Genomic DNA, 25,221 nt, shown 5'->3' with positions numbered 1-25,221 from the left:
CCGCCCTCCTGATCGGCATCCCCGCCAACCACCCCACCCTCGACGAACTGCCCACCCCGCAAACGACACCACCATCACACCCCCAGCCGCCCTCGCTGCCCACCCCACCGCCGCACCAGCCAGCCCAACCGCACACCCCCGCCCTGCCACCACGCCCACCCCCGCCCCGTCCATCACCGCCCCGTCCCCTATCGCCCCGACACGCACTCCGCCGTCGCCCCCCGCCACACGCCGACACCGCGCCACACCACCCACCGCCCCAGCCCGGATCACACCTCCTCGGCGTCAGACGACAACCGCCGCCGCGCTACCGGACGCCCCCACGCCAACGAAAACCGTCATCCGCCCCAGTCCACCTGACGCGCAGCCAACGCCGCCGAGCGTGCCTCCCGAAACCAGCCGTGAACACACCCCGCCAGGCCAAACCAGACAACCACCAGGACAAGAGAAGAAACCACCAGCACAGGCAGCCACAGACGAACACCCCGCCCAGGACGTGCACACCCCACCCGGCCAGGCACGAAAGACGACCTCGCCGTAGCACAACTGATTCAGAGATGCATGGGGCACCCGGTCCGGTGTGGGACTCTGACGCGATGCGAACGAAAGCACGGCCATGACCCGTTACCTCTATCTCACCCGGCACGGCGACGCCACGCCCGACGGCGAGCTGACGGACGCCGGCCGCCGCCAGGCCGCGCTGCTCGGCGAGCGGCTCGCCGACGTGCCGCTCGCCGCCGTGCACCACGGCCCGCGCCCCCGGGCGGCCGAGACCGCCCGCCTGGTCGGCGAGCGGCTCCCCGGCGTCCCGCTGCGCGAGTCGCGGGCCGCCGGCGACTATCTCCCGTACGTCCCGGTCAGGGAGGAACTGCCGGAGGAGTACGCCGACCGCCTCCTGGGGTTCGTCGGCCAGTTCCCCGGGGACGAGCGCCGCGACGGCCCGGCGCTCGCCCGCGAGGCCATGGAGCTGTTCACGGGACCGGTGGCGCAACTCCGGCACGAGCTGGTGGTCACGCACAACTTCCTGATCGGCTGGCTCGTACGCGCCGCCATGGACGCCCCGGACTGGCGCTGGCTGGGCGTCAACCACTGCAACGCCGCCCTGACCGTCATCCGTTACGCGCCCGGCCGCCCGTCGTCCGTGCTCTTCTTCAACGACATGGCCCACCTGCCGGCGGAGCTCAGGTGGACCGGCTTCCCACCCGAGCTCCGCCTGTGATCACCGTCCGAGGTGGTCGCCCAGCAGCTTGAAGAAGACGTCGCCGCGGACGATCTCGAAGGGGTCGTCGAGCAGCGTGCCGAGCTCGGCGATGTCGCTCGGTGACCAGTTCCAGGCATTGACGGCGCCGGCGATGAACAGCGGCTGGCTCCCGTCCCACCCCTCGATGTGCTTCACCAGCGTGTCGTGGTATTCCTGGGCCCTGCCCTGCGGCATGAAGTTGCCGATCACGGGCAGGCCCGCGGGGTTGATCTGCAGGTCGCCGGTCTCCCACGACTGGATGATGCCGCGCAGGTCGGTGTTCTTCTTGTACGACCGCACGATGCGCTCGTCGAAGGCCACCCAGCCGTCGTCCTCCTCGTTGCGGTGGTTGTAGGCGTAGACGAGGTCCATGCCGGTCCTGCGCATGAAACGTCCTGACAGCTCCGTGTACGCGTCCAGCGCCTCCTTCGGCCACGACCCGGGGTAGGTGTAGCCGGCGCCCGACGGCCCGGCGATGAGCAGGTCGTTGGGCGTGGCCGTGCGCTGGAAGTAGGCGAGGATCGCGGGGCCGATCTCGGCCAGCAGGGGGCTGACGGTCCAGTTCGTGGGCACTTCGCCGCGCTTGTCGTCGTCCCAGATCTGCCGCATCCGGCGCTGGCAGTACTGGATGTTGTCGCCCTCGCCGACGGTGAGGGTGACGTAGACGCGGTTGCGGAGGGTGGCCTTCGGCCTCGGCGGCACCCGGTCGGAGACCTCGGCGCGCACGCCGGCGTGGACGGTGGCGTTCATGTAGTAGTCGGCGGGGATGACCTCGACGGCGTGCTGTGAGGCCCGGTCGACGCCGCCCCACTCGCCCGCCACGTCGTTGGAGAACCATCCGGCGTACGGCGTGGTCGGCTCGACCTTGCCGAGGATCTCGTCGAGCAGCTCGCCGGTCTGGCCGCTGGGCGGCAGCCAGAAGACCATGGCGCGCATGGCGACCGTGTAGTCGCGGAAGTAGGGGAAGGGCTCGACCCTGGTCGGCGCGGTGGTGGTGGCGGTCACCAGGAACTGGTTCCACAGGTCCACGTCGACGGTGAGCTGCTGGGTGCCTTCGGGCGCGGTGAAGCGGTAGACGAAATAGCCGCCGCCGTCGGAGAAGCGGTTGCTGTCGCCTCCGATGGCGGAGTTGAGGCCGTCGAAGAGGTACGGCGTCTCGGCGTCCGTGCCGGGGGTGAAGGAGGCGATCTCCTTGCCGTCGGCCTTGACCGTGACGGCGCCGACCGAGGCGCCCCAGCCGTCGTCGCCGAACGAGTCCTGGAAGCGCAGGTAGACGCCGTCCTCGCCGGACAGTTCCTGGCTTAAGTCGAAGGTGCGCACCTCGCGGTTGGAGGTGTCGCGGATGCGCTCGGTCTCGCGGGCGACCTCGCGCCACTGGACGTTGTCGACGCTCACCGTCCTGGTCGGCGGCAGGCCGCTGAGCAGGGCGTGGGTGCAGCGCGGGAAGAGGTTGTCGAGCTGCCACCGGTACGTGCCCAGGATGTCGTCAGGGTCGAACTTCCCGCGCAGGTCGGTGATGGTCTTGAAGCCGTGCTCGGCGGCCTGCTCGGCCGTGGCGGCCACGGCGCCCTCCAGGCCGGCGAGGGTGGTGGCGACGTTCACCGAGTCGGGGACGTCGGGGTCGTGCAGGATGGCGCCGCGGGCCTCGCGGCCGTAGCGGGCGACCAGGTCGAGGGCGTTGTCGTGGCGGGTGACGCGGGCGCCCGTGCTGTCCAGCCAGGGGACGTCGAAGTTCTCCTTGTTGTAGTTGAAGTAGAGGCGCGGGCCGCGGCGGTTGACCACTCCTTGGAGGGTGGTCAGGAGCAGCTGGTCATTCCCGTGGAGGGCACTCACGTCGGCGTAGTCGAGCCTGGTGGGGCGACCGAAGTTGGGGAGGAGGGGCCGGGTGGCTGCGGTCGTGGCGGCGGCGGGGGTGGAGAGGCTGACTCCGAGCCCGCCGGCGGCGAGGACCGCGGTGTTGGCCAGCAAGAAGTTACGTCGTGACACCATGAGCGATCTCTGCTCCTGCGAGGGGGGGACCAGGAATGACATCGTTGTCATCTGCCAGAGAACGTAACAACCTGACGTAAGGATGTCCATGGCGTAAACCGCGCAATTCCCCCAGCAGCCCCCGGAACCACGCGCACCCGGGTTCCCGCGAGAGCTCACCGCGCCCGGCTCACCCGGCCGGCAGGGCGAGCCCGCGCAGTTCCTTCCGCGACGGCAGGCCCAGCTTGCGCAGCACGCTGGAGATGTGGCTCTCCACGGTCCGCCGCGACAGGAACAGCTCCGTGGCGATCTCCTGGTTCGTCTTGCCCGCGGCGGCGAGCAGCGCCACCTCGCGTTCCCGCGCCGACAGCGCGCGCCCGTGCGAGGGCCGCCCGCCCCGCCACGGGTAGGGGATGGGCACGCCGTTCTGCCGCATCGCGCGGCACACCCGCGCGATGTCCCGGTCCGCGCCCATCGACCCGTACAGGCGCAGCGCGCTCTCCAGGCAGTCGCCGCCCGCGGCGCCGCGCAGGCGGCCCAGCCGCTCGGCGGCCTGGGCCTCGTCGTAGCGCAGCCCGGCCTCCCCCACCGTGGCACGCGCCGCGTCCAGCAACCGGTCGGCCTCGGGGTCGTCGCCCCGCGAGCAGGCCAGGACGGCCCGCGCGGTCAGCAGCGCGGCCTGCGCGGCCGGCGCGCCCGCACCCTCGATGCCGGCGGCCAGCTCGGCCACCAGCCCGGCCGCCTCGCCGGCCTCGCCGAGCGCGTCCATGGCGTCCACCAGGCACAGCACGGTCTCGGCGCCCCACACCCAGTTGCCCTTGGCCCGGACCAGGGCGAGCCCGGCGGTGGCCTGCTCGGCGGCGGCCGCGGGGTCGTCCAGGGTGAGCAGGAGCCGCGACAGCGCCATCCGCGCCGGGATGAGCGGCCAGACCGCGCCCACCCTCTCGGCGACGGCGATCACCTCGCCCAGGCACGCCGCGGCGTTCTCGACCGGCCCCATGGCCGCCAGCAGCGTGCCGTGCAGCAGCCGCGAGTCCAGGAACGCCGCCGCGAACGTGGCCGACGGGCCCGCCAGCCGGCGGGCGCGGGGCTCCAGCCCGTCCCAGCGTCCCGCGGCCCGGTCCACGGCGGCGGCGACCAGCTCGACGACCTCCGCCACGCGCAGGTACTCGGCCTGGTCGGCCACCCGGCGGCCCTCGGCGAGCAGGGCCTCGGCGCGGTCGAGCCGCCCGATGTGCAGTGCCCCCTGCGCCCAGTTGAGGCAGGCGCGGGCGTGCTCCCTGGGCACGGCGCGGAGCCGGTCGTCACGCAGCAGGTCGTCGATCAGCCGCCAGCTGCCCGGTTCGCCCTGTTCGAGCAGGAGCGAGGCCCGCGCGATGCGTACGGCGATGTCCACGTCGCGGTCGCCGCTGCGGCGGGCCGCCCGCTCCGCCTGGTCGCAGCGGGCGGCGTGCTCGTCGACGTGCCGGTCGGGGACGGTCTCGGGCGCTGCGAGCACGGCGAGCGCCCGTCCCAGAAGGGCGGGCCGGTCGCCGAGGTCCTCCACCGCGCCCTCTATCTGCAGGTAGCCCGCCCGCGCCTCGCCCTGCTGGCGCAGCAGGCGGCCGAGCGCGAAGCGCAGCTCTCCGCGCAGGTGTGCGGGGAGCGGCTCGGTCGCCAGCAGGCGTTCGAGAATGGGTACGGCCTCCGCGTGCGCCAGCCCGTCGACCGCGGCCCGGCCCAGCTTGACGGCCAGCCGCACGCGCACGTCGCTGGACAGCTCGCCGGTCTCCAGCGCCTGCAGCAGGAACCTCGCCGCGGTGGCGTCGTTGCCGTGGGCGAGCGCCGTGTCGGCGGCGGCCTCGGCGTTGCCGACGAAGTCCGCCGTGCGGCCCGCGAGCCGGTAGTGATGGGCGAGCCGGGCCACGGGCCTCGGGCCCGGCCCTCGTTCCAGGGCCTGCGCGGTCCTGAGATGCAACCAGCGCCGCCCGGAGACGGGCACCGACTCGTACACGATCTGCCGGGCCAGCGCGTGCCTGAACCGGCAGCGGCCGTCCTCCTCGTGCAGCAGCCCGGCCGCCTGCGCCGTCGCCAGGGCCTTGGCGACCTCCTCCCCGTCGCGGCCGGTGACCTCCGCGAGCACCCGGTCGTCGGGCGTCACGCCGATGACGGCGGCGGCCCCCAGGATCCCCCGCGCCGGCTCGTCGAGCGAGGTCAGGCGCCGCACCACCACGTCGCGCAGCACGGTCGGGACCGCGAGGCCGGCCAGCACGTCGGGGCGTCCGGGGATCTCGCTCGCGGGCAGCCGCTCCAGTAGCGTGCGGAGCACCTCCTCCACGACGAACGGGATGCCGCCGGTCGTCTCGTGGAGCGGCGCGGCGAACGCAGGCGGAAGATCGGTCTTCAGGATGCCGCCCGCCAGCTCCTCCACCTCGGGCGGGCTCAGCGGCGTGAGGCTGATCGCCCGCGCGGGCCCTGACGGCGCTCTGGCCAGGGCCTCGCGGATGGGCAGCGGGCCCGTCTCGGTGCGGGTCGTGAGGATCACCGACAGCTCGCGCGGCTGGTGGGCGGCGAGGAAGGCGAGGAAGTCGTGCGTGCCGCTGTCGGCCCAGTGCACGTCCTCCAGGACAAGCACCAGCGGGCTGAGGTGGTCGAGCAGCGCGACGGCGGCGCGGAACACCCGGTGCCGCTCCGCCCGCTGGTCGGGTAAGGCGGGCAGCGGCGGCGGCAGGTGCCCGGCGATCTCGGGCAGGAGCGGCGCCAGCGCCCCGATCACCGGGTTGGCCGGGCGGGACGCGGCGAGCTCGTCGCCGGCCAGGCGGAAGGCGTCGAGCAGCGGCGACAGCGGCAGCGGCTCCTGGAGCTGCTCGCACTGTCCCACCAGCGTGCGAACCCGGGCCGATCCCCTCCTCAGCGCCCCGGCCGGCGCTCCGGGCACTTCCGGCGCGGCGAGCAGTTCTCCCACGAGCCGGCTCTTGCCGATCCCCGCTTCGCCCTCGACCAGGGCGAGGGACGGCGGGGCGGCGATGACCGTACGGAGCAGGGCGAGCTCGGCCTGGCGCCCGACGAGGACGTCGGACAGGGAGCCTGAGGGGGCGACGCGGGCCTGGCCGGAGGGCATGCTTCACCCTCCCACCTGCCCCGATGGCGATATATCAGCTTCAACAGGCTACCGGATCGAGTGATGGTCAAAAATCCGTATGCGTTACGGATGTCCCCTTCCCCGCCCGTCACTAGCGTCTCGACCGTCCGCGTGATCGGCGGCGACGCACTGAGGGGCGACGATGGACCTGTCCACATCTCCTGGATCTCCTGGATTCACGACGTTCAGACGCCGGCTGGCGGCGGCCGTGGCACTCACGGGGCTGGCGCTGGCCGGAGCGACCGCGCCGGGCCAGGCCACCGCGGCGGCCGGCCCGGCAGAGCAGAAGACCTACATCGTGCAGATGACCCCCGACCCCGTGGCGACCTACGAAGGGGACGTCGCGGGGCTGGCCGAGACCAAGCCCGAACAGGGCGAGAAGATCGACCCCGGCTCCAGCGAGGTGACGAGGTACGCCGACCACCTGCGCGGCAGGCACGACGCCGCGTTGAAGAAGGTGGGCGGCGGCACGAAGGTCTACGACTACGTCTACTCCTACGGCGGCTTCGCGGCCCGGCTGACGGAGGCGCAGGCCGCCGGGTTACGCGCGCTGCCCGACGTCGTGGCCGTGACCGAGGACAGGAAGGTGCCGGTGGCGACGTCGTCGACGCCGTCGTTCCTCGGCCTCGACAAGCGCGGCGGCCTGTGGGACGAACTCGGCGGCCCCACGGGCGGCCGGCGGGGCAAGGGCGCGGGCGACGGCCTGGTCATCGGCGTGATCGACAGCGGCATCTGGGCCGACAGCCAGAGCTTCGCCGACCCGGGGCCGGGCGGGAGGCCGTACGGCAAGGTGTCCGGCTTCCACGGCACATGCCCGGGGAGCAGTCCTGACGAGTCGTGGACCGCCGCCCTGTGCAACGGCAAGCTCGTCGCGGCGCGGCACTTCAACGCCGGCTGGGGCGGCGACGAGGGCGTCAAGCAGGCGATGCCCTGGGAATACCTGTCGCCGCGCGACTACAACGGCCACGGCACGCACACCGCCTCGACCGCGGCGGGCAACCACGGCGTCGAGGTGACCGGGCCGGCCGCGGTGTTCGGCTCGATCAGCGGCATCGCGCCGCGCGCCAGGGTCGCCGCCTACAAGGCGCTCTGGTCGGCCGAGGACGCCTCCACGGCCAACGGCTACTACTCCGACCTGGTCGCCGCCATCGACCAGGCGGTGGCGGACGGCGTGGACGTCATCAACTACTCGGTCTCCGGCACAAGCTCGGACCTGCTCGACCCCGCCGAGGTGGCGTTCCTGTCGGCGGCCGAGGCGGGCGTGTTCGTGGCGGCCTCGGCCGGCAACAGCGGTCCGGCCGCGGGCACCGTCGCGCATCCGTCCCCCTGGGTGACCACGGTCGCGGCGGGCACGCATGACCGCGGCACGCGGGGTTCGGCCACACTCGGCGACGGGGCCACCCTGAGCGGCGCCTCGCTGGCGGCGGTCAAGGCGGGGCCCGCGCCTCTCGTCGACTCCACCGCCGCGGGGCTGCCGGGCGCGGACGCGACCCGGCTGGCGCAGTGCCACGCCGCCAGGGACAACGGCGGCCAGGCGGTGCTCGACCCAGCCAAGGTCAAGGGCAAGATCGTCGTCTGTGACCGCGGGGAGACGCCGCGCGCCAACAAGAGCGTCGCCGTCGCCGAGGCGGGCGGGGTCGGCATGATCCTGGCCAACACCGACGACAACTCGCTCAACGCCGACCTGCACGCCGTGCCGACGCTGCACGTCGCGCAGAAGGACAGGCAGGCGGTCAAGGACCACGCCGCCGCGGACGGCGCGACGGCCACGATCGAGCAGGCGAAGATCGTCGATGACGCGCCCGCCCCGTACGTGGCCGCGTTCTCCTCCCGGGGGCCGTTGACCGCCGCGGGCGGCGACCTGCTCAAGCCCGACCTGACCGCTCCCGGGCAGGACATCCTGGCCGCGTACGCGCCGCCGGGCGCCAACGGGTCCGCGTTCAACGTCGCGAGCGGCACGTCGATGTCGGCGCCGCACGTCGCCGGGCTCGCCGCGCTGCTGAAGGACCTGCACCCGCGCTGGTCGCCGATGGCCGTCAAGTCGGCGCTGATGACCAGCGGCTCCGACGTGCTCGACGGGCCCGGCCACGACCCGTTGGTGATCTTCGGCCAGGGCGCCGGCCACGTCGCGCCGAACAGCGCCGCCGACCCCGGGCTGGTCTACGACAGCGACATCAAGGACTGGCTGGCCTTCCTGTGCGGCTCGACCAGCGGCGTCGAGGAGCGGACCTGCGAGCACCTGGCCAGGAAGGGCCACTCGTTCGAGGCCGCCGACCTGAACGTCCCGTCCATCGCGGTCGGCCGGCTGCCCGGCACGCGTACGGTGACCCGCGAGGTCACCAACGTCGACCGCCGCACCGCCACCTACACCGCCTCCACGACCGGGCTCCAAGGCGTCGACGTCACGGTCAAGCCGCGCCGGCTCACCCTGCGGCCGGGGCAGACCAAGTCGTTCACGGTGACCCTCAAGAGGACCACCGCCCCCATGAACGCCTACGTGGGCGGGCAGCTCACCTGGAAGGACCGCCGGCACACCGTACGCGTGCCCGTCGTCGTGCGGCCGGTGGCCGAGGCGTGGGCGGCCGCTCACGGGGTCGCGGGCGGGGAGGACACCGCCGAGCACATCGCCCTCGACCCCGAGGGCGAGCGGGTCTACGTGTCCGGCGCGAGCTACGGCTCGCAGCCCGGCGTGCGCAGCGCGCGCATCTCGACCGTCGCCCACGACGCCGCCACCGGCGCCGAGCTGTGGAGCACGGCGTACGCGGGACCGGCCGGCACCTTCGACGAGCCGGCGGGGATCGAGGTGAGCCCCGACGGCGCCCGGCTCTTCGTCACCGGCATCAGCGCCGGCCAGGACACCGGCAACGACGCCGTCACGATCGCGTACGACACGGCCACGGGCGAGGAGCTCTGGGTCGCGCGGCACAACGGGTCGGCGAACGCCTCCGACCGCGCCGACGCCCTGACGGTCGGCCCCGACGGCACGCACGTCTACGTCACCGGCATGACCTCGCTGGGCGTGGGCGGCAAGGACGACTACGTCACGGTCGCGTACGACGCGGGCAGCGGCGAGCAGAAGTGGGTCGCGCAGTACAACGGGCCCGGCGACGGCACCGACTCCGCGCGGGTGGTCAAGACGACTCCTGACGGCTCCAAGCTCCTGGTCACCGGCCAGAGCCAGGGCGCGCCCGGCACAGGATGGTCCGACTGGGGAACCGTGGCCTACGACGCCGCCACCGGCGAGCAGCTCTGGACGGCCCGGCACGACGGCCCGGCGCACGGCTGGGACATCCCTGGCGGCATGTCCGTCGCCGCGGACGGCGGGTCGTTCTTCGTCATCGGAACCAGCGCCGGGGAGACGAAGACCGACATGACCACGATCGCGTACGACACCGTCACGGGCGGGGAGCTCTGGGCGGACCGTTTCGACGGCCCCGCGCACGGCGGCGACACTCCGCGCGACATCACGGCGGGGCCCGGCGGCACGCTGTATGTCACCGGCAACACCGAGGGTGAGGGGACGAGGGACGACTTCACCACGATCGCCTACCGTCCCGGGACAGGCGAGCGGGTGTGGGTGCAGCGTCACAACGGCAGGGCGAACGAGCAGGACCTCGCCTGGGACGTCGCCGTGACACCGGACGGCAGCAAGATCGTCATTACGGGGCAGGGCTGGAACGAGGTGTCCGGGCCCGACGAGTTCCTTCAGAAGTTCGACTACGTGACGATCGCCTACGACGCCGCGACCGGTGAGCCCGTCTGGACCGGCGAGTACGGCGGCGCGGCCGGCGCCGCGGACAAGGCGCATGCGCTCGCCGTGGACGCGACCGGCGACTCCGGGGTGCGGATCTTCGTGACCGGATCGAGCACGACGTCCGGGGACCTGCTTTCAGGAACGGAGGTCGATTTCACCACGGTGGCCTATTTCGAGCCGTGGAACAAACCATGACCCGTTGACGGTGCGCCCCCTGACCCTTTGGGCCAGGGGGCGCTCTTGCCCAGAATTGCCATAACTGTTTCAAGGGCTGATAAACCGGGTAAAGCCGACATTAATTCTGAGCTACCTGTTATCAGGAGCGCCAGATGTCCCGAATCACGTTGACTCCTGCCGCACGTGAAGCGCTCGGCGACGAAGAAGTGCTGTTCTTCGACTGGCACGTGACCGGGCTCTGCTGCGCCGACGCGGGCGAGTTCTCGGTCCGGCCGCTGCGCCGCCCGCGACTGCCCCGTCGCGCACGCCCGCTCGGAATCGACCTGGTGTACGCGCATCCGACCGCCTGGGTGCATCTCACCGACCTCCCCGTCACGATCGACTGCCGTCCGCTGTGGCGCTGGCGGCGGTTCACCTCCGATCTGCCGCCGGACGCCGGACTGCGCTGCTGCCTGGGGCGCCCCCTGTATGGCTCGCTAGATGGCTCCTTAGATGGGAGGTAACGGGTGAAACTGCGTTCCATCATCATCTGGACGGCGGTCGCCCTCGTCGGCGCCGCGGGATGGGCCGTGCTGGCCCTGTCCAGAGGCGAGAACGTCAACGCGGTCTGGCTGCTGGCCGCCGCGCTCGGCTCGTACGCCATCGCCTACCGCTTCTACGCCCGCTTCATCGTGCGCAGGGTGCTGGGCGCCGACGACCGGCGCGCCACCCCGGCCGAGCGGCTCGACAACGGCATCGACTACCACCCGACCGACCGGCGCATCCTCTTCGGCCACCACTTCGCCGCCATCGCCGGCGCGGGGCCGCTGGTCGGGCCCGTACTCGCCGCGCAGATGGGCTTCCTGCCCGGCACCATTTGGATCGTCGCAGGCGTCATCTTCGCCGGGGCCGTACAGGACATGGTGATCCTGTTCTTCTCCATGCGGCGCAACGGGCGCAGCCTCGGGCAGATGGCCCGCGACGAGATCGGGCCGGTCGGCGGGGCCGCCGCGCTCGTCGCCGTCTTCGCCATCATGATCATCCTGCTGGCGGTGCTGGCGCTGGTCGTGGTCAACGCCCTGGCGCAGTCGCCGTGGGGTGTCTTCTCCATCGCGATGACCATCCCGATCGCCCTGTTCATGGGGTTCTACCTGCGGGTGATCCGGCCGGGCAAGGTCGTCGAGACCACCGTGATCGGCGTCGTGCTGCTGCTGCTGGCGATCGTCGCCGGCGGCTGGGTGCAGGACTCGAGCTGGGCGCCGTTCTTCACGCTGAGCCCGTCGGCCCTGTCCCTCTGGCTCATCGCGTACGGGTTCGTCGCCGCGGTGCTGCCCGTGTGGATGTTGCTCGCGCCGCGCGACTACCTGTCGACGTTCATGAAGATCGGCACCATCGCGCTCATCGCGATCGGCATCGCCGTCACGATGCCGACGTTGAAGACCCCGGCCTTCACCGACTTCGCGTTCAACGGCGAAGGGCCGGTCTTCGCCGGGTCGTTGTTCCCGTTCGTGTTCATCATCATCGCCTGCGGGGCCCTGTCGGGATTCCACGCGCTGATCTCGTCCGGCACGACGCCCAAGATGATCCAGAAGGAGACGCAGGTCCGGATGATCGGCTACGGCTCCATGCTCATGGAGTCGTTCGTGGCCGTCATGGCCATCACGGCCGCCTGCGTGCTGACCCCGGGCCTCTACTTCGCCATGAACTCCCCCGCCGGCGTCGTCGGGGCCACCGTCGAGAGCGCCGCCCAGGCCGTGACGAACCTCGGCTTCGTCATCACGCCCGAGCAGTTGTCGGCGGCGGCGGACGCCGTACAGGAGGAGACGCTGATCGCCCGGACGGGCGGCGCGCCCACCCTCGCCGTCGGCATCTCGCAGATCTTCTCGGGCTTCCTCGGCGGAGCCGGCTGGCAGGCATTCTGGTACCACTTCGCGATCATGTTCGAGGCGCTGTTCATCCTCACCACCGTGGACGCCGGCACCCGGGTGGGACGGTTCATGCTCCAGGACACCATCGGCAACGTGTGGAAGCCGATCTCCCGGGTCAGCTGGTGGCCGGGACTCATCGTCACCAGCGCCGTCGTCGTGGCCGCCTGGGGGTACTTCCTCTACCAGGGCGTCAACGACCCGCTCGGCGGGATCAACCAGCTCTTCCCGCTGTTCGGCATCGCCAACCAGTTGCTCGCCGCCGTGGCGCTCACCGTGGCCACCACCCTGCTGATCAAGAGCGGGCGGCTGAAGTGGGCCTGGGTGACGGCGATCCCGCTGGCCTGGGACGCCGCCGTCACGCTCACGGCCAGCTGGCAGAAGGTGTTCTCGTCCGATCCGACACTCGGCTTCTTCTCCCAGCGCGACCGCTACCAGACGGCCCTGGACCAGGGGCAGTTGCTCGCACCCGCCAAGACGCGGGGCGAGATGGAGCAGATCGTGCTCAACTCCACCGTCGACGGCATCCTGGCCGCGCTGTTCGCGATCCTCATCATCGTCGTGATCGTGGACGCGCTACGGGTGTGGATCCGGGTGATCAGGAGCGGGGAGACGCTGCCGACCGCGGAGGCGCCGTACGAGGAGTCCAAGATCTTCGCACCGGCCGGTCTCATCGCCACCCGGGAGGAACGCGCGATGATGGCGAAGTCGTCACCCGACGGCTGACCGGACCGCTGTTCCGCCCGTTCACGCCTCACCAACAACCTGGCGACTCCCGGCCAACGACAACGGCGCGAATCTCCTGAAACGCTTGAGCGGAGCGCTTCACGACGAGGGGAGGAGTGCCATGCGCACGAACGGCTGGCAGTAGGAACAGGTGAGACGACAGCACTCGGGGTCCCGTCCTCGAGTGCTGTCTCACCACGCACGCAGCCGCCGTGGGCGGTGTGCACGCCTGGCATACGAACTGTGCACTCCATGCCGTTGCCCACGGCAACGGCCGCCCAGCATGGTGAAGCCATGCCGACAACGAGAAGGCCGGCGGTCCTCGGAACCGTCGCGGCCGCGAGCGCGCGGACTGAGTGATGGCCACCTTCGCCGGCCTTTTCACGGTGCGGGAGTTTCGCTACCTCTACCCGGCCTATGCGCTCTCCTACGTGGGCGACCAGCTCTCGTCCGTCGCCGTGGCCATTCTGGTGTTCGACAGGACCGGCTCGCCGGTCGCCACCGCGGTCGCGTTCTCCGCGGCGTTCCTGCCGTCCGCGCTCGGCCCTGTGCTGGGTTCGCTCGCCGACAGATTTCCGCGCCGGGGCCTGCTCATCGTCTGCGACCTGGCCAGGGCGATACTGGTCGCGGCGCTGGCGCTGCCGGGCATGCCGATCGGCGCCGCGATCGCTCTGCTCTATCTCGCGCACCTGTTCACCCCGCCGTTCATGAGCGCTCGCGCCGCGCTGATGCCGGACGTGCTCAGCGGCGAGGCCTACATCGCCGGCAACGGCCTGACCAACCTCACCTACCAGATCAGCCAGGTGGCCGGGTTCGCGATCGGAGGCGCCGTCGTCCTGCTCGTCACGCCCGCAGGTGCGCTGCTCGCGAACGCCGCGACATTCGCGCTCTCCGCGGCGCTCATCTGGCGGGGCGTCCGGCCCCGGCCCGCGCCCGAGAGGGGGAACGCCCGCTGGTCACCCCTCAGGGACGCGGCGGCAGGGGTGCGCCACGTGTTCGCCGACCCCTGGCTGCGACAGTGCCTACTCCTGGTCTGGCTGGTGCCGGCCTTCGCCTTCGGCACCGAGGCGATCGCCTATCCCCTCGCCCGCGAACTGGGCGGCGGCCCGCCACTCGCCGGGGTGCTCATGGCCTCCATCGCCCTCGGCTACGCGACCGGGGCGGCGGTCCTCACCCGGTGGACGCGCCCGTCCGTTCGCGACCGCGTCACGGTGCCGCTCGCCGTGCTCTCCGGGCTCGCCCTGCTCCCCATGCTCGCGCACCCGCCCGCACCCGTGGTGCTCGCCCTGCTGTTCTGCTGCGGACTGGGATGCTCGTTCAGCACGCCGCTCAACGCGATGTTCATTCAGCGGGCCGCGCCGGCCTACCGCGGACGCGCCATGGGAGTCGCGATCGCCGGCATCGCCGCCGGCCAGGGCGGCGGATTCCTCCTGGCGGGATGGGTCACCGAACTCGGCGTCACCGCCTCGGCCACGGTGGGGCTGTGCGGGATCGGCGCCCTCGCCTCCGCGGTGTGCTGCGGCGCCACCTACACGTCCGCGGCGGCTAATCCGGTGCCGTCCGAGCCGTCCGGGACCTGAACTCCCGCGGCGACTCGCCATAGACCTTCCGGAACGTACGGCTGAAATCCGCCGGCACGCCGAAGCCCCACCGGGCGGCGATCTGGTGGATCGGGACGTCGGCCAGAGCCGCGTCGGCGAGGTCGCGACGGGTACACCTCAGCCGCTGATCGCGTATCCAGCCGCAGACCGTGTCGCCCTGGTCCTGGAACAACCGGTGCAGGTAGCTCACCGAGATGTGGTACGCCGCCGCGATGGAGCGCGGAGTCAGGTGCTGGTCGTGCAGGTGGCGCTGGATGTAGGCGCGTATCCGCCGGGCGAGGTCCTGCCGCCGGTAGCTCGCCCGCCCGCCGGCCCCGCATTCGAGCAGGCTGGAGAAGCACACGGACACGAGGTCCACCAGCACCATCCCCAGCCGCTGCCCGTCGGCCGGGCTGAGCGACAGCTTCTCGTCGGACAGAGCCTCGACGAACTTCTTCAGCAGCTCGTACACCCCGCCGTCGGTGGAGACGCCATGCCCGAGCACCGCGTCCACGGCTGGGGCCCGCAGCGGCAGCACCGGCTTCGGGATGATGACCACGGCCACCTCGAGGCCGCCGCGCCCGTCGGGCCGCAGAACCATCTCGTCGAGCCGGGCGAGGTCGTGCGCGTAGAGATCGCCGGCGGTCACGGTGTCCTGCCGCCCGGCCCACGTCGCGCTCACCGTGCCGCGCACGGGCAGGACGAGCTGGATCACGTCCTCGCCCTCCGCCCTCCCCCAGCCGGCCTCACGCCGTAGGCGTACCGGGCGGTACCTCCTCACCTCAAGCGCGGCCACGCCGAGATCGACGACACGCCCGCCGATGAACGTCGTTCCACTCCCGCGCACTCGTGTCCTCCACACGCAGCGTCACGGCACGACCCGACACCTCGACGACTCCCACCGTGATCCCTCGCGGGTCCGCTCGGGAGGCACGCCCTGCCGGGGTGGAACGCCTCCGCCACGCCCCGAGTCATGTGTAGGGCGGCGCGCGTTTCCTCAGCGTTTCGCCCTTGGACGCTCACGGAACGGCCGAGAGCACCGGCGCCTATCGTTCTCCCATGACCGCAGACGCGCTCCGGCTGGTGCCGATCATCCCTGCCAACATCGAGACGGCCCTCGCCGTGCGGGTCCGCCCCGACCAGGAACGGCTCGTCGCGCCCGTGATGAAGTCGCTGGCGGAGGCGTACGTCCACCAGCAGGTCGCCTGGCCCCGGCTGATCCTCGACGGCGATCGTCCCGTGGGATTCCTCATGGCCTTCCTCGACATCGACTGGAACGGCAAGGGGGTCGACTTCCGGTCGGGCCTGTGGCGGCTCAACGTGGCGGCCGACGCGCAGGCGCGCGGGGTCGGCCGCTTCGCCGTCGAAGCCGTGGCCGGGCACCTCAGGCGCCGCGGCTGCACGCGGATGTACGTCACCTGGCACCCCGGCGACGACGGCCCCGGGAACTTCTACCGCAAGCTCGGCTTCCATCCCACGGGCGAGGAGAGCGACGGCGAGACGGTGGGGGCGCTGGACCTGTAGCGGCGGTCGCCGCAATCATCCGGAGTGCCGGCGATGCGCGGCGAAGAACGCGCGGGCGGAGGCCGGCAGCCAGAGGGCGGCGATCATGGCGAGATGGATGACGTTGCCGGAGATGACGGCCCACCAGTACTCCGAGCCGGCGGCGGCGGAGATGTAGCTGGCGAGGGTGGCGATGACCAGGTAGACGGTGAGGGCGATGCGGGCCCAACGGCGCCCCTGGAGCGCCTTGAGAACGAACCAGACGACGAGGACGACGTCGAGGGCATGCAAGACGATCGCGTAAACGATGGCGGCGTTGACGGCGAAGTCGAGATTGGCGGGGTCGAGAGTGGGGTTGTTGCGCATGATCGACGCGCTGGTGAAGTCGCGGTCGACGGCCATCTGCACCGGTAGGGCGATATAGAGGACGACCAGGACGAGCATTTGGGGGACGAGGAGGCGGAGAGCGGCGGGAACACTCTTTTCTTGGTACAGTCGTACTACCATAATTCGAGATGCTAGCACGACTGAGCTAACATGGCTCCCATGCCCAGGCTCATCGATCATGAACAGCGCCGCGAAGAGCTCGCCGAAGCAGCCTGGCGAGTGATCATGCGGCATGGCGTAGGCCACGTCTCCGTGCGCATGGTGGCCGCCGAGGCGGGAGTCTCCGCCGGATCGCTGCGTCACGTCTTCAGGACGCAGAGCGAACTGCTGGTCTTCACCATGCAGCTCGTGGTCAATCGCGTCCGCGCCCGCATCACCGCCATCCCGCCACAACCCACCATCAGGCAGGCCGTCGAGGCCGTGGCGCGCGAGCTGCTGCCGCTCGACGACGAGCGGCGCGCGGAAATGGAGGTCAACATGGCGCTGTTCAGCGCCGCCACCGCCGAAGAGAGCCTCAGAGGCCCCCGCGCGGAGGCGCACGAGGCCGTCCGCGACACCTGCCGCTGGATGATCGCCCAGCTCGACAACGGCATCGACCTGGCGCCGGGGCGAGACGTGCAGCTGGAAGCCCTACGACTGCACGCGGTCATCGACGGACTCGCCGGCCACCTGGTCTACGAGCCGCCCACAGCGGACACGAGCTGGGCGACCGACGTCCTCTCGACGCACATCGACTCACTCAAGGCTTGACCTGCTCTCCGCCCAGAAGGACGGAGAGCCCCGTCCTGCGGGAACATCGCTCAGGAGCGGGTCCACTTCTGGTTGGACGCGCCGGTGCAGTCCCACAGTTGCAGCCGCGCGCCGTTGGCGATGTTGCGGTCTACGACGTCCACGCACCGGTTGGCCGCGATGTTGACGAGGTCGCCCGCCGGGCTGAGCGTGAAGCGCTGGGCGCCGGTGCCGTTGCACGTGTAGAGCTGGATCGGCGTGCCGTTGGCGGTGCCGGCCGCCTCGGCGTCCATGCACTTGCCCATCGCGCGGACCGTGCCGTCGCCGTTGACGGACCACTGCTGGGCGACCGTTCCGTTGCAGTCGTACATCTGCAGCGGGGCGCCGTCCACGGGGTCGGCGCGGGGGATGTCGATGCAGCGGCCGTTCAGGCTGGACTTGAGCGCGGTGCCGGATCCCGGCCCGCCGTCGGTCCACGCGGAGACGCGGACGTAGTCGATCAGCATTGTCTGCGGGAAGGTGGTGCTCGAGTTGGGCGGGCCTGGCCAGTTGCCGCCGACCGCCACGTTCATGATCATGAAGAACGGGTGGTCGAACACCCACTGGTTGCCGCGGAGGTCGGCCGGGGTGATGCGGAAGTATTCCGAACCGTCCAGATACCAGACGATGAGGTTGGGTGACCACTCGACCGCGTACCTGTGGAAGGCGTCGCCGAGCGGCCCGCCGATCGTGCGGCTGCCGCCGATCCCGCTGCCGCCGGAGTAGCCGGGGCCGTGGACGGTGCCGTGCACGGTGTTCGGGACGCTGCCGATGTTCTCCATGATGTCGATCTCGCCGTCGCCCGGCCAGTTGCGCCCGCCGAGCATCCAGAACGCCGGCCAGATGCCCTGGCCCCGGGGGATCTTGATGCCGGCCTCGAAGCGGCCGTACGTCTGGGTGAACTTCTCGGCGGTCAGGATCCGGCCGGAGGTGTACTGGCAGGTGCCGTAGTGGCACTGCAGGTTGGACGGGTTCTCCCGGCGTGCGGTGATGGCCAGGTGGCCCTGCCCGTCGTGATAGACGTTACGGGTCGAGTCGGTGTAATACTGCAGCTCGTTGTTGCCCCAGCCCCCGCCGCCGATGTCGAACTTCCACTTGGAGCCGTCGACGGACGTCCCGGCGGCGGCGTTGAACTCGTCGGACCAGGTGACCGGGCCGATGTCGGCTTCGGCCGGTGGGGCGCCGGTGACCAGGCCGCCGGTGAGGGTGACGAGCAGGGCCGTGGCCGCGAGAAGGAGCCGGGGTTTGCGCATGGAGACCTCCGGTGTGTGGTCCTTGCCCCCCCGATCAACAGGATGTAATCCCAGCGCCGTTTCATTGTCAACAAGAAGCTTTACTTATTATTCACCGGCCTGTCCGTCCGGCTGGACTCTCCCCCTGTGGGAGGCCTCATGCTGTATCCCGGCGGGAGGGTGTGGCCGTACGCCGCGTCCGCATGAGGAGAGCGACACATGACCATCGTGAAGGGCGTCGAGGCCCGCGGCATGCACCACTGCGAGACGACCGCGCTGGGGGCGCTGTTGCGGCATGAAGGGCTCGACCTGTCCGAACCCATGCTGTTCGGGCTGGGCTCGGGCCTGTCCTTCCTCTATTGGGACAGCAAGAGCATGGCCTTCCCCTTTCTCGCCGGCCGTGTCAGGCCTTTCGACCTCACCCGGAACCTGGCCGCCAGGCTGGGGCTGACGTTGCTGGTCAAGGAGACCGCCTCGGCGCGCAAGGCGTGGGAGAACGTGGCCGCCCCCATCGACGCCGGCCGGCCCGTGGGCCTCCAGCTCGACTCGTACCACCTTGACTATTTCCGGTCCAAGGTGCATTTCGGCGGTCATGTCGTCGCCATGTACGGCTACGACGAGCACGACGCCTACCTGGTGGACACCGACCAGCAGGGAGGAGCGGTGCGCACCAGCCGGACAAACCTTGCCAGGGCGCGCTCCGAACGCGGCCCGATGACCGCCAGGAACCGGTCCTTCACCATCACCCTGCCGGCTCACCCGCTCGCCTGGCAGGAGCAGATCGTCCCCGCCATCAGGCACTGCGCCGACGCCTTCCTCGCCGCCCCCATCGCGAACCTGGGCCACCGCGGCATCGCGAAGGCCGGCCAGAAGGTGCCCGGATGGCTGGGGCGAGCCGGCGAGCCGCGGCAGGATCTGCCGCAGGCCGCCCTGCTCATGGAGAGGGGCGGCACCGGCGGCGCCCTGTTCCGGGCCCTCTACCGTGACTTCCTCGACGAGTGCACCCGGCTGATCGACGACAACGACCTCCGCGCAGGGCACCGGCTGTACGCCGAGGCCGCCACCCTGTGGACCGACGTGTCCGCCCTGATCGCCAAGGCAGGGGAGAGCGGCGACGCCGGTCACCTCCAGCAGGCCGGCGCCATCCTGCACGATCTTTCACGCATCGAGAAGGACGCGATGCAGGCGCTGCGCCGGTTGCAGCCCGGCGGTGAGGCCGTAGGAGCACGGGCGCGCACGACAGGAAGCCGGCTTCCGTCGTAGGCTCGATCGCGCACGTGACGGACAGGAGGCTGAGGTGGCCGAGACGACGGTGGCCGAGGTGCTGGCCGAGCTGGCCGGGCTCGAGGACCCGAAGGCACGCGCGGTCAACGAGAGACACGGTGACGACCACGGCGTCAACCTGAGCAGGCTGCGCGCGCTCGCGAAGCGGCTGAAGACGCAGCAGGAGCTCGCGCGCCGGCTCTGGGAGACGGGTGACACCGCGGCACGACTGCTGGCGCTCCTGATCTGCCGCCCGAAGGCGTTCGAGCGTGACGAGCTTGACGTCATGATGCGGGAGGCGCGCACGCCCAAGGTGCACGACTGGCTCCTGAACTACGTGGTGAAGAAGAGCCCGCACGCCGAAGAGCTGCGCCTGGCCTGGTTCGCCGACCCGGATCCGGTGGTCGCGAGCGCGGGCTGGGCGCTGACCGCCGACCGCGTGGCGAAGCAGCCAGAAGGCCTCGACCTCCCAGGACTGCTCGACGCCATCGAGGCGGAGATGAGAGACGCCCCGGACCGCCTGCAGTGGGCGATGAACACCTGCCTGGCCCAGATCGGGATCGAGCACGCCGGACTCCGCACCCGTGCCATCGACATCGGCGAGCGCCTGGAGGTGCTCAAGGACTACCCGACCTCCCCGGGCTGCACGTCTCCCTTCGCGCCGATCTGGATCACCGAGATGACGCGCCGGGCAGGGCAGGGATCCGGCCGCGGCTGAGCGCGACCTCCAGGCGCACCGCGTATGGGCGGATAATACGTTTTCATGATCAGAGAGCCGCAGATCCTGGCCTGTTCCGGGGTGCTGTTCCCTCCTGCGGGGTTCCGGCACGTCGGCGTCCAGATATGGCAGGCGAGGCAGCTGGCCGCTGTGCGCCGACCGCGGATGTGCCTCATCGCGACGGCGGTGGGTGACTCGCGGGAGTTCATCGACGGCTGGAGCGCGCGGGCCGCGTCGTTCGGTGACGCGGACCTGTCCTCCCTCCAGTTGTTCACGCAGCCGAACGTGACCGACGTGCGGGCGCATCTCCTCGCCCAGGATGTGATCTTCGTGTCGGGAGGCAGCGTGGTGAATCTGCTGGCGGTCTGGCGTGCGCACCGCCTCGACGAGATCTTGCGAGAGTGCTGGGAGAAGGGTGTCGTGCTGGCCGGCCAGAGCGCGGGCAGCCTGTGCTGGCATGCGGGCGGTATAACCGACTCCTTCGGCGACGACCTCGACGCCCTCGATGACGGCCTGAACTTCCTGCCGTTCAGCAACGGTGTCCATGACGATCTGGGCGACCAGCCCCGGCGGGCGCGGTTCCGCGAGTCCGTGGCGAGCGGGACGCTGCCGGCCGGATACGCCACCGAGGACGGCGTCGCCCTCCACTATGTGGGCACCGGGCTGCACGAGGTCGTGAGCGTGCTGCCCGACCGGAACGCATGGTTCGTCGAGCCCGACGGCGCGGGCGGGGCCAGAGAGAAGGCCCTTCCCGCTCGCTGCTGGGTTCCCTGAGCACTGGAGCTGAGCCATGGCCGGTCTTTCGCGTAGCGTTGCCTGATCGATCGCGGCACCACCTCCTGATCTCGTGTTCCGGTCCTGGCGGAGGTCAGAGGGTCGAGGTGAGCCCTTCCGCGATCTTCCTCAGCTCGGCGCTGACGGCCTCGGCGCCGGAGAACTCCTTGGCGTACACGGGACTGAACATGATCTCGGCGCGCTGCCGGTCGCCCATCCTGAGGAAGAGCGTGGGAGTGCCCTTCATGCCGTCCTCACCCACGTGCTGGATGACCAGGTAGCCGGTGCGGTCGCCGACGGTGATCTCCTCACCGTCGTCCTCGTCGCGGTACTGCTTGATCCGGTCGTCGACCTCCTGGACGGCCGCTTCCTCGTACATGTAGATCTGGACGCAGTAGAAGCCGTTCTTGTCGCCGTCGAAGTTGTACGAGGTCGTGTAACGGTCGCCGAAGTCCAGCGACCAGTTCGACCATTTCAGCCGCTCGGGCAGATAACCCACCTTGACGTGCCCGAACTCCTTCCCCTCGCCCAGGTCTCCGAAGTCCGGCGTCGGGGAGGGGGCCGGCGGGGTGTCGTCGATGGCGGGCGGTCCCAGCGTCGCGGAGGTGGTGGGCTCCGGCACCGCGGAGATCGCGGGCTCCGGCCCGGTGGTGGCCACCGAGCCGACGGTCACGTACCCGATGGGCGCGGCGGCGATGACGGCGACCGACGCGGCCAGCGCCGCGGCCCTGGCCCTCTTCCGCTTGCCGCGGGAGGAGCGCATGACCCGCTCCGCCAGGTCGGGCGCGACGCGCAGCCTCGCGGTCTCGTCCGCCATGATCTGGCGGATCTCCTCCTCAAGCGTGGGCACTCCTGATCACTCCTTCCACTGATTCCCGGCCAAGCGCCGCGCGGAGCTTGGCCATGGCCTTCGACGCCTGGCTCTTGACGGTGCCGACCGAGCATCCGAGCACCTCGGCGGTCTGCGTCTCGCTGAGGTCCTCCCAGTACCGCAGGACGACCACCGCGCGCTGCCGGGGCGGCAGGGCGCGCAGCGCCTCCATGAGCACATGGCGCAGGTCGACGTCGGTCGCGCGGGCCGCTCTCTCCGGCGGGCTGTGCATCGGGATGATGTTGAGGATGGCCCGGCGGCGGGCGCGGCTGATGGCGGCGTTGATGATGACGCGGCGCACGTAGGGCTCGGGGCTGTCGTGGCGCACCCGGTCCCAGCTCCTGTACGTACGCTCCAGCGCTGTCTGCAGCAGGTCTTCGGCCTCTGTCTCGTCACCGCAGGTGAGATAGGCGACCCGCAGCAGGCTCGTGCCCCGCGCGGCCACGAAAGCGCCGAAGTCGTGCTCCACGCCGCTCACGACTGTCTGTCCGATTTCACGCCTCCTAATACGCCTCGGCCGTCCCAAAGCGTTGCCCGCCGGCGAAGAAAGGTCCACGGGCAACCATTCGGGCGGTCCCAGGCGTATTGCAGATCGTCACATCGAATCCACGGAGGAACCCTATGAAGTTCGCGACCGCACCGATCCGGCGGCTGAGTTCCCTGGGCATCGGCCTGGCCGTGGGCGCCACCGCTCTCATGGGCGCGCCGGGGGCGGCCGCGGCGGCTCCGCCCGAGGGCGCCTACTGGCATTCCCGGGCGCTCATGACGACCACCCACGCTTGGCGGTTCGGCTCCAGGTCGGACCCCTACTCTCTGGTCCAGCGGCGGGTCGCGGAATACTGGAACGCGCCCGACGGCAGGATGTGGATCGGGTTCCGCGAGCTCGGAACGCTGCCGAAGAGCGCGGCGGACAAGAAGGCGTGGCGGCGTGACGGCTCCCCGTCCAAGTGGAGCGAGTCGATCGACGGCAAGACCGTGAAGCTGTCCACCGAACCGGCCAAGGGCAGCGTGACCCCCGTACGGGATGAGAACTCGTTCCGGCTCGCGGGGCAGCGGCTGACGTACGACGAGGTGCAGCGCCTGCCCGTCGACCCGAACATCCTGAAGGACTGGCTCAGGAGGGCGGGCAAGGTCAGCCGTGTGCCGGACGGCGCCCTCGACGGCTGGGTCACGAGCTCCCTGCCGGAGATCCTGCACTCCATACCCGCCTCGAAGGAGGTCCGCGCCGCCGCCTACCAGGCGCTGCTGACGATGCCGGGCGTCCGCGCCGGCGGCAACGCGAAGGACACCCTGGGCAGATCCGGCGCCGCAGTCCTGATCGAGCGGACGAGCAAGGGAAAGAGCGGTACGAGCTCGGCCAAGATCAGGTTGGTCGTCGACACCGGCACGATGGTGCTGCTGTCACGGGACCAGACGGTCACGCACAACGGCAAGACGCTCGGGGGCAAAACCCACAACCAGACGCTGGTCGAGGTCGGCTGGACCAACTCCCAGCCCGCCGTCCCAGCCCTGCCCTAGCACCCCGGGCGGACACCGCGTGCAGCAGGATCTCACCCCCGGGGCCGGGTAGGGCTGCTTGTACGAGGTCCGTCAAGGCAGGCACGAACAGCACTTTCAACCTCGAGGTTGACGGGCGGATGCCTTCGGCCTACAGTTTTCAACCACTAAGTTGAAAACTGAGGGGCTGATGACCACGGACACGCTGTCGCGCGTCTTCGCCGCCCTCGCGGATCCCACGCGGCGTGACATGGTGGCCCGGCTCTCGGAGCGCGACGCGACCGTGAGCCAGCTGGCCGAGCCGTACCGGATGACGCTGCAGGCCGTCTACAAACACCTGCGGGTGCTGGAGGACGCCGGGCTCGTCAGCCGGCCGCACGGGCCGCAGCCCAGGCCGGTGCGCTTGGAGGCCCAGGCCTTCGACCTGATGGACACCTGGATGGAGCGCCACCGGCGCCGCGTCGAGCAGCGCTACCGCCGCCTCGACGCGGTTCTCGAGGAAATGAACGGAGACGAACCACATGAGCACGGCCAAGGAGACGGCCATCGAAGCCGACCCGGGGGTGCCGATCATCCGGACGACTCGTGACTTCGCGGCGACGCCCGAGCAACTATTCCGCGCCCACACCGATCCCGCGCTGTTCGTCCGGTGGGTGGGCCCCGACGACACGGCCACCCGGATCGAGCACTGGGACGCGCACACCGGCGGCAGCTGGCGCTACGTCTCGGTGCACAACAGCACCGAGCACGGGTTCCGCGGCTGCTTCCACGAGGTACGGCCGGACCGTATCGTGCAGACCTTCACCTTCGAGGGCGACCCCGACGGAGTCGCCCTGGAGACGTTGCGGTTCGAGGACCTGGGCGATGGCCGTACGCGGCTGCTGTCGCAGTCGCTGGTCGACAGCTTCGAGGGCCGCGACGCGTGGCTGCGCAGCGGTATGGAGGTCGGCGTCGGCGAAGGCTACGCCAAGCTGGAGAGGATGATCATCGATGGCTCTGTCTGACCACCCTGCCGAGCGACACCGGCAGGTCGCCGGGCTGTTCACCGACCGGGTCCGCGCCACCAAGTCGTGGGACGTGCCGTCCCCGGTCGCCGGCTGGACCGCCCGCGACATCGTTCGGCACCTGACCGAGTGGTTCCCCGGATTCCTGGCCTCCGGCTCCGGCATCGAGCTGCGCCGCGGACCCTCGGTGGACGAGGACCCGGTCGCCGCGTGGCAGGTTCACAGCGACGCTGTGCAGGCGGTGCTGGACGATCCGGAGACCGAGCACCGCACATTCACCAACCCGCACATCGGCAGCCTGCCCCTGGCGACCGCGATCGGCCAGTTCTACACCGCTGACGTGTTCATGCACACCTGGGACCTGTCCAGGGCGACCGGCCAGGACGACCGGCTGGACCCCGACTTCTGCGCCCAACTCCTCGACGGGATGGAGCAGATAGAGGAGGTGCTCCGCTCCTCCGGCCAGTACGGCACCCGCGTCGAGGTGCCCGCCGGCTCGGACGTCCAGACGAGACTGGTGGGCTTCATCGGCCGGGACCCGTTCTGGCAGGGACAGTGATCCGGACGCCCTCAATCTGACCGGACACCGAAGCCACCGGCGTCCAGCAGAGATCGCGTGATCCACGTCAGCGAAACGCGGGCGACTCCTCTTCGGACAACGTGCCCCGGAGCCGGGCTGCCAGCCGGTCCACCATCCTTGGCGGCCAGGCCCGGCACTGCGGTGGATCCGACGT

Annotated in this window: 21 protein-coding genes; 14 read left to right on the top strand and 7 right to left on the bottom strand. The window is 70.8% G+C overall.

Annotated features, from left to right (window positions below):
- The first annotated feature begins 616 nt into the window (after positions 1–616).
- Positions 617–1,219: a histidine phosphatase family protein gene (locus tag ABGB01_RS30035; RefSeq protein WP_347776890.1), complete on the top strand. Its 603-nt coding sequence runs from the start codon at positions 617–619 to the stop codon at positions 1,217–1,219.
- On the opposite strand, the gene ABGB01_RS30030 is transcribed toward ABGB01_RS30035, so the two are convergent.
- Together ABGB01_RS30030 and ABGB01_RS30025 are read right to left on the bottom strand one after the other, a co-directional pair.
- The gene (locus ABGB01_RS30030) at positions 1,220–3,229 is read right to left on the bottom strand and encodes a GxGYxYP domain-containing protein (protein ID WP_347776889.1); all 2,010 of its coding nucleotides are present in this window, start codon (positions 3,227–3,229) and stop codon (positions 1,220–1,222) included.
- Between the two features lie 169 nt (positions 3,230–3,398).
- Entirely contained in the window at positions 3,399–6,308 is a 2,910-nt protein-coding gene (locus tag ABGB01_RS30025; RefSeq protein WP_347776888.1) for an AAA family ATPase, read from the bottom strand.
- A 163-nt stretch (positions 6,309–6,471) separates the two neighbouring features.
- Here ABGB01_RS30025 and ABGB01_RS30020 point away from each other — a divergent pair, with 163 nt between their 5' ends.
- From ABGB01_RS30020 to ABGB01_RS30005, 4 genes are all read left to right on the top strand, one after another.
- Entirely contained in the window at positions 6,472–10,278 is a 3,807-nt protein-coding gene (locus ABGB01_RS30020) for a S8 family serine peptidase (protein ID WP_347776887.1), read from the top strand.
- Between the two features lie 134 nt (positions 10,279–10,412).
- Entirely contained in the window at positions 10,413–10,763 is a 351-nt protein-coding gene (locus ABGB01_RS30015) for a hypothetical protein (protein ID WP_347776886.1), read from the top strand.
- Positions 10,764–10,766: 3 nt separating this feature from the next.
- Positions 10,767–12,890, top strand: coding sequence for a carbon starvation CstA family protein (locus ABGB01_RS30010; protein ID WP_347776885.1), 2,124 nt, complete (start codon positions 10,767–10,769; stop codon positions 12,888–12,890).
- Positions 12,891–13,249: 359 nt separating this feature from the next.
- Positions 13,250–14,470: an MFS transporter gene (locus ABGB01_RS30005; protein WP_347776884.1), complete on the top strand. Its 1,221-nt coding sequence runs from the start codon at positions 13,250–13,252 to the stop codon at positions 14,468–14,470.
- Here ABGB01_RS30005 and ABGB01_RS30000 read toward each other — a convergent pair.
- Positions 14,436–15,317: a helix-turn-helix domain-containing protein gene (locus ABGB01_RS30000; protein ID WP_347776883.1), complete on the bottom strand. Its 882-nt coding sequence runs from the start codon at positions 15,315–15,317 to the stop codon at positions 14,436–14,438. The two genes, ABGB01_RS30005 and ABGB01_RS30000, sit on opposite strands and share 35 nt — an antisense overlap.
- A 212-nt stretch (positions 15,318–15,529) precedes the next feature.
- Here ABGB01_RS30000 and ABGB01_RS29995 point away from each other — a divergent pair, with 212 nt between their 5' ends.
- Positions 15,530–15,994: a GNAT family N-acetyltransferase gene (locus ABGB01_RS29995; protein WP_347776882.1), complete on the top strand. Its 465-nt coding sequence runs from the start codon at positions 15,530–15,532 to the stop codon at positions 15,992–15,994.
- A 15-nt stretch (positions 15,995–16,009) separates the two neighbouring features.
- Here the strand turns inward: ABGB01_RS29995 and ABGB01_RS29990 are convergent, their stop codons facing one another.
- A complete protein-coding gene (locus ABGB01_RS29990) occupies positions 16,010–16,417 on the bottom strand; it encodes a hypothetical protein (RefSeq protein ID WP_347776881.1) in 408 nt (135 codons plus the stop codon).
- Between the two features lie 102 nt (positions 16,418–16,519).
- On the opposite strand from ABGB01_RS29990, the gene ABGB01_RS29985 reads away from it, so the two are divergent.
- Positions 16,520–17,110, top strand: a complete 591-nt coding sequence (locus ABGB01_RS29985) for a TetR/AcrR family transcriptional regulator (protein ID WP_347776880.1) — start codon at positions 16,520–16,522, stop codon at positions 17,108–17,110.
- Positions 17,111–17,160: 50 nt separating this feature from the next.
- On the opposite strand, the gene ABGB01_RS29980 is transcribed toward ABGB01_RS29985, so the two are convergent.
- Complete coding sequence (locus ABGB01_RS29980; protein ID WP_347776879.1) at positions 17,161–18,381, bottom strand: family 16 glycosylhydrolase; 1,221 nt, start codon at positions 18,379–18,381, stop codon at positions 17,161–17,163.
- A 198-nt stretch (positions 18,382–18,579) separates the two neighbouring features.
- On the opposite strand from ABGB01_RS29980, the gene ABGB01_RS29975 reads away from it, so the two are divergent.
- The 3 genes from ABGB01_RS29975 to ABGB01_RS29965 are packed head-to-tail and all read left to right on the top strand — an operon-like array spanning position 18,580 to position 21,115.
- Positions 18,580–19,623: a BtrH N-terminal domain-containing protein gene (locus ABGB01_RS29975; protein WP_347776878.1), complete on the top strand. Its 1,044-nt coding sequence runs from the start codon at positions 18,580–18,582 to the stop codon at positions 19,621–19,623.
- A 34-nt stretch (positions 19,624–19,657) separates the two neighbouring features.
- The gene (locus ABGB01_RS29970) at positions 19,658–20,341 is read left to right on the top strand and encodes a DNA alkylation repair protein (RefSeq protein WP_347776877.1); all 684 of its coding nucleotides are present in this window, start codon (positions 19,658–19,660) and stop codon (positions 20,339–20,341) included.
- A gap of 45 nt (positions 20,342–20,386) precedes the next feature.
- Positions 20,387–21,115 (top strand): peptidase E, encoded by a 729-nt coding sequence (locus ABGB01_RS29965; RefSeq protein ID WP_347776876.1) that lies wholly within the window; start codon positions 20,387–20,389, stop codon positions 21,113–21,115.
- Positions 21,116–21,209: 94 nt separating this feature from the next.
- Here ABGB01_RS29965 and ABGB01_RS29960 read toward each other — a convergent pair whose 3' ends face one another.
- Together ABGB01_RS29960 and ABGB01_RS29955 are read right to left on the bottom strand one after the other, a co-directional pair.
- Positions 21,210–21,965, bottom strand: coding sequence for a hypothetical protein (locus tag ABGB01_RS29960; RefSeq protein WP_347776875.1), 756 nt, complete (start codon positions 21,963–21,965; stop codon positions 21,210–21,212).
- Positions 21,952–22,464: a SigE family RNA polymerase sigma factor gene (locus ABGB01_RS29955; RefSeq protein WP_347776874.1), complete on the bottom strand. Its 513-nt coding sequence runs from the start codon at positions 22,462–22,464 to the stop codon at positions 21,952–21,954. Before ABGB01_RS29955 ends, ABGB01_RS29960 begins: the two co-directional genes overlap by 14 nt.
- 143 nt (positions 22,465–22,607) lie before the next feature.
- Between ABGB01_RS29955 and ABGB01_RS29950 the strand changes: the two genes are divergently transcribed.
- From ABGB01_RS29950 to ABGB01_RS29935, 4 genes are all read left to right on the top strand, one after another.
- A complete protein-coding gene (locus tag ABGB01_RS29950; protein WP_347776873.1) occupies positions 22,608–23,504 on the top strand; it encodes a hypothetical protein in 897 nt (298 codons plus the stop codon).
- A 169-nt stretch (positions 23,505–23,673) separates the two neighbouring features.
- Entirely contained in the window at positions 23,674–24,072 is a 399-nt protein-coding gene (locus tag ABGB01_RS29945) for a metalloregulator ArsR/SmtB family transcription factor (RefSeq protein WP_347776872.1), read from the top strand.
- A complete protein-coding gene (locus ABGB01_RS29940; RefSeq protein WP_347776871.1) occupies positions 24,005–24,487 on the top strand; it encodes an SRPBCC family protein in 483 nt (160 codons plus the stop codon). Before ABGB01_RS29945 ends, ABGB01_RS29940 begins: the two co-directional genes overlap by 68 nt.
- Entirely contained in the window at positions 24,474–25,046 is a 573-nt protein-coding gene (locus tag ABGB01_RS29935) for a TIGR03086 family metal-binding protein (RefSeq protein ID WP_347776870.1), read from the top strand. The genes ABGB01_RS29940 and ABGB01_RS29935 overlap by 14 nt, the downstream gene beginning before the upstream one ends.
- The last annotated feature ends 175 nt before the right edge of the window (positions 25,047–25,221 follow it).

Source organism: Nonomuraea sp. B5E05, from assembly GCF_039880665.1.
Classification (GTDB): Bacteria; Actinomycetota; Actinomycetes; order Streptosporangiales; family Streptosporangiaceae; genus Nonomuraea.
Note: the sequence above shows the minus strand (reverse complement) of the source record. Positions and strands in the feature narration are given on the sequence as shown.

Coding starts and splice junctions, on each gene's coding strand:
- ABGB01_RS30035 (WP_347776890.1), top strand. CDS start 617: ATGACCCGTTACCTCTATCTCACCCGGCACGGCGACGCCACGCCCGAC.
- ABGB01_RS30030 (WP_347776889.1), bottom strand. CDS start 3,229: ATGGTGTCACGACGTAACTTCTTGCTGGCCAACACCGCGGTCCTCGCC.
- ABGB01_RS30025 (WP_347776888.1), bottom strand. CDS start 6,308: ATGCCCTCCGGCCAGGCCCGCGTCGCCCCCTCAGGCTCCCTGTCCGAC.
- ABGB01_RS30020 (WP_347776887.1), top strand. CDS start 6,472: ATGGACCTGTCCACATCTCCTGGATCTCCTGGATTCACGACGTTCAGA.
- ABGB01_RS30015 (WP_347776886.1), top strand. CDS start 10,413: ATGTCCCGAATCACGTTGACTCCTGCCGCACGTGAAGCGCTCGGCGAC.
- ABGB01_RS30005 (WP_347776884.1), top strand. CDS start 13,250: ATGGCCACCTTCGCCGGCCTTTTCACGGTGCGGGAGTTTCGCTACCTC.
- ABGB01_RS29995 (WP_347776882.1), top strand. CDS start 15,530: ATGACCGCAGACGCGCTCCGGCTGGTGCCGATCATCCCTGCCAACATC.
- ABGB01_RS29990 (WP_347776881.1), bottom strand. CDS start 16,417: ATGCTCGTCCTGGTCGTCCTCTATATCGCCCTACCGGTGCAGATGGCC.
- ABGB01_RS29985 (WP_347776880.1), top strand. CDS start 16,520: ATGCCCAGGCTCATCGATCATGAACAGCGCCGCGAAGAGCTCGCCGAA.
- ABGB01_RS29980 (WP_347776879.1), bottom strand. CDS start 18,381: ATGCGCAAACCCCGGCTCCTTCTCGCGGCCACGGCCCTGCTCGTCACC.
- ABGB01_RS29975 (WP_347776878.1), top strand. CDS start 18,580: ATGACCATCGTGAAGGGCGTCGAGGCCCGCGGCATGCACCACTGCGAG.
- ABGB01_RS29965 (WP_347776876.1), top strand. CDS start 20,387: ATGATCAGAGAGCCGCAGATCCTGGCCTGTTCCGGGGTGCTGTTCCCT.
- ABGB01_RS29950 (WP_347776873.1), top strand. CDS start 22,608: ATGAAGTTCGCGACCGCACCGATCCGGCGGCTGAGTTCCCTGGGCATC.
- ABGB01_RS29945 (WP_347776872.1), top strand. CDS start 23,674: ATGACCACGGACACGCTGTCGCGCGTCTTCGCCGCCCTCGCGGATCCC.
- ABGB01_RS29940 (WP_347776871.1), top strand. CDS start 24,005: ATGAGCACGGCCAAGGAGACGGCCATCGAAGCCGACCCGGGGGTGCCG.
- ABGB01_RS29935 (WP_347776870.1), top strand. CDS start 24,474: ATGGCTCTGTCTGACCACCCTGCCGAGCGACACCGGCAGGTCGCCGGG.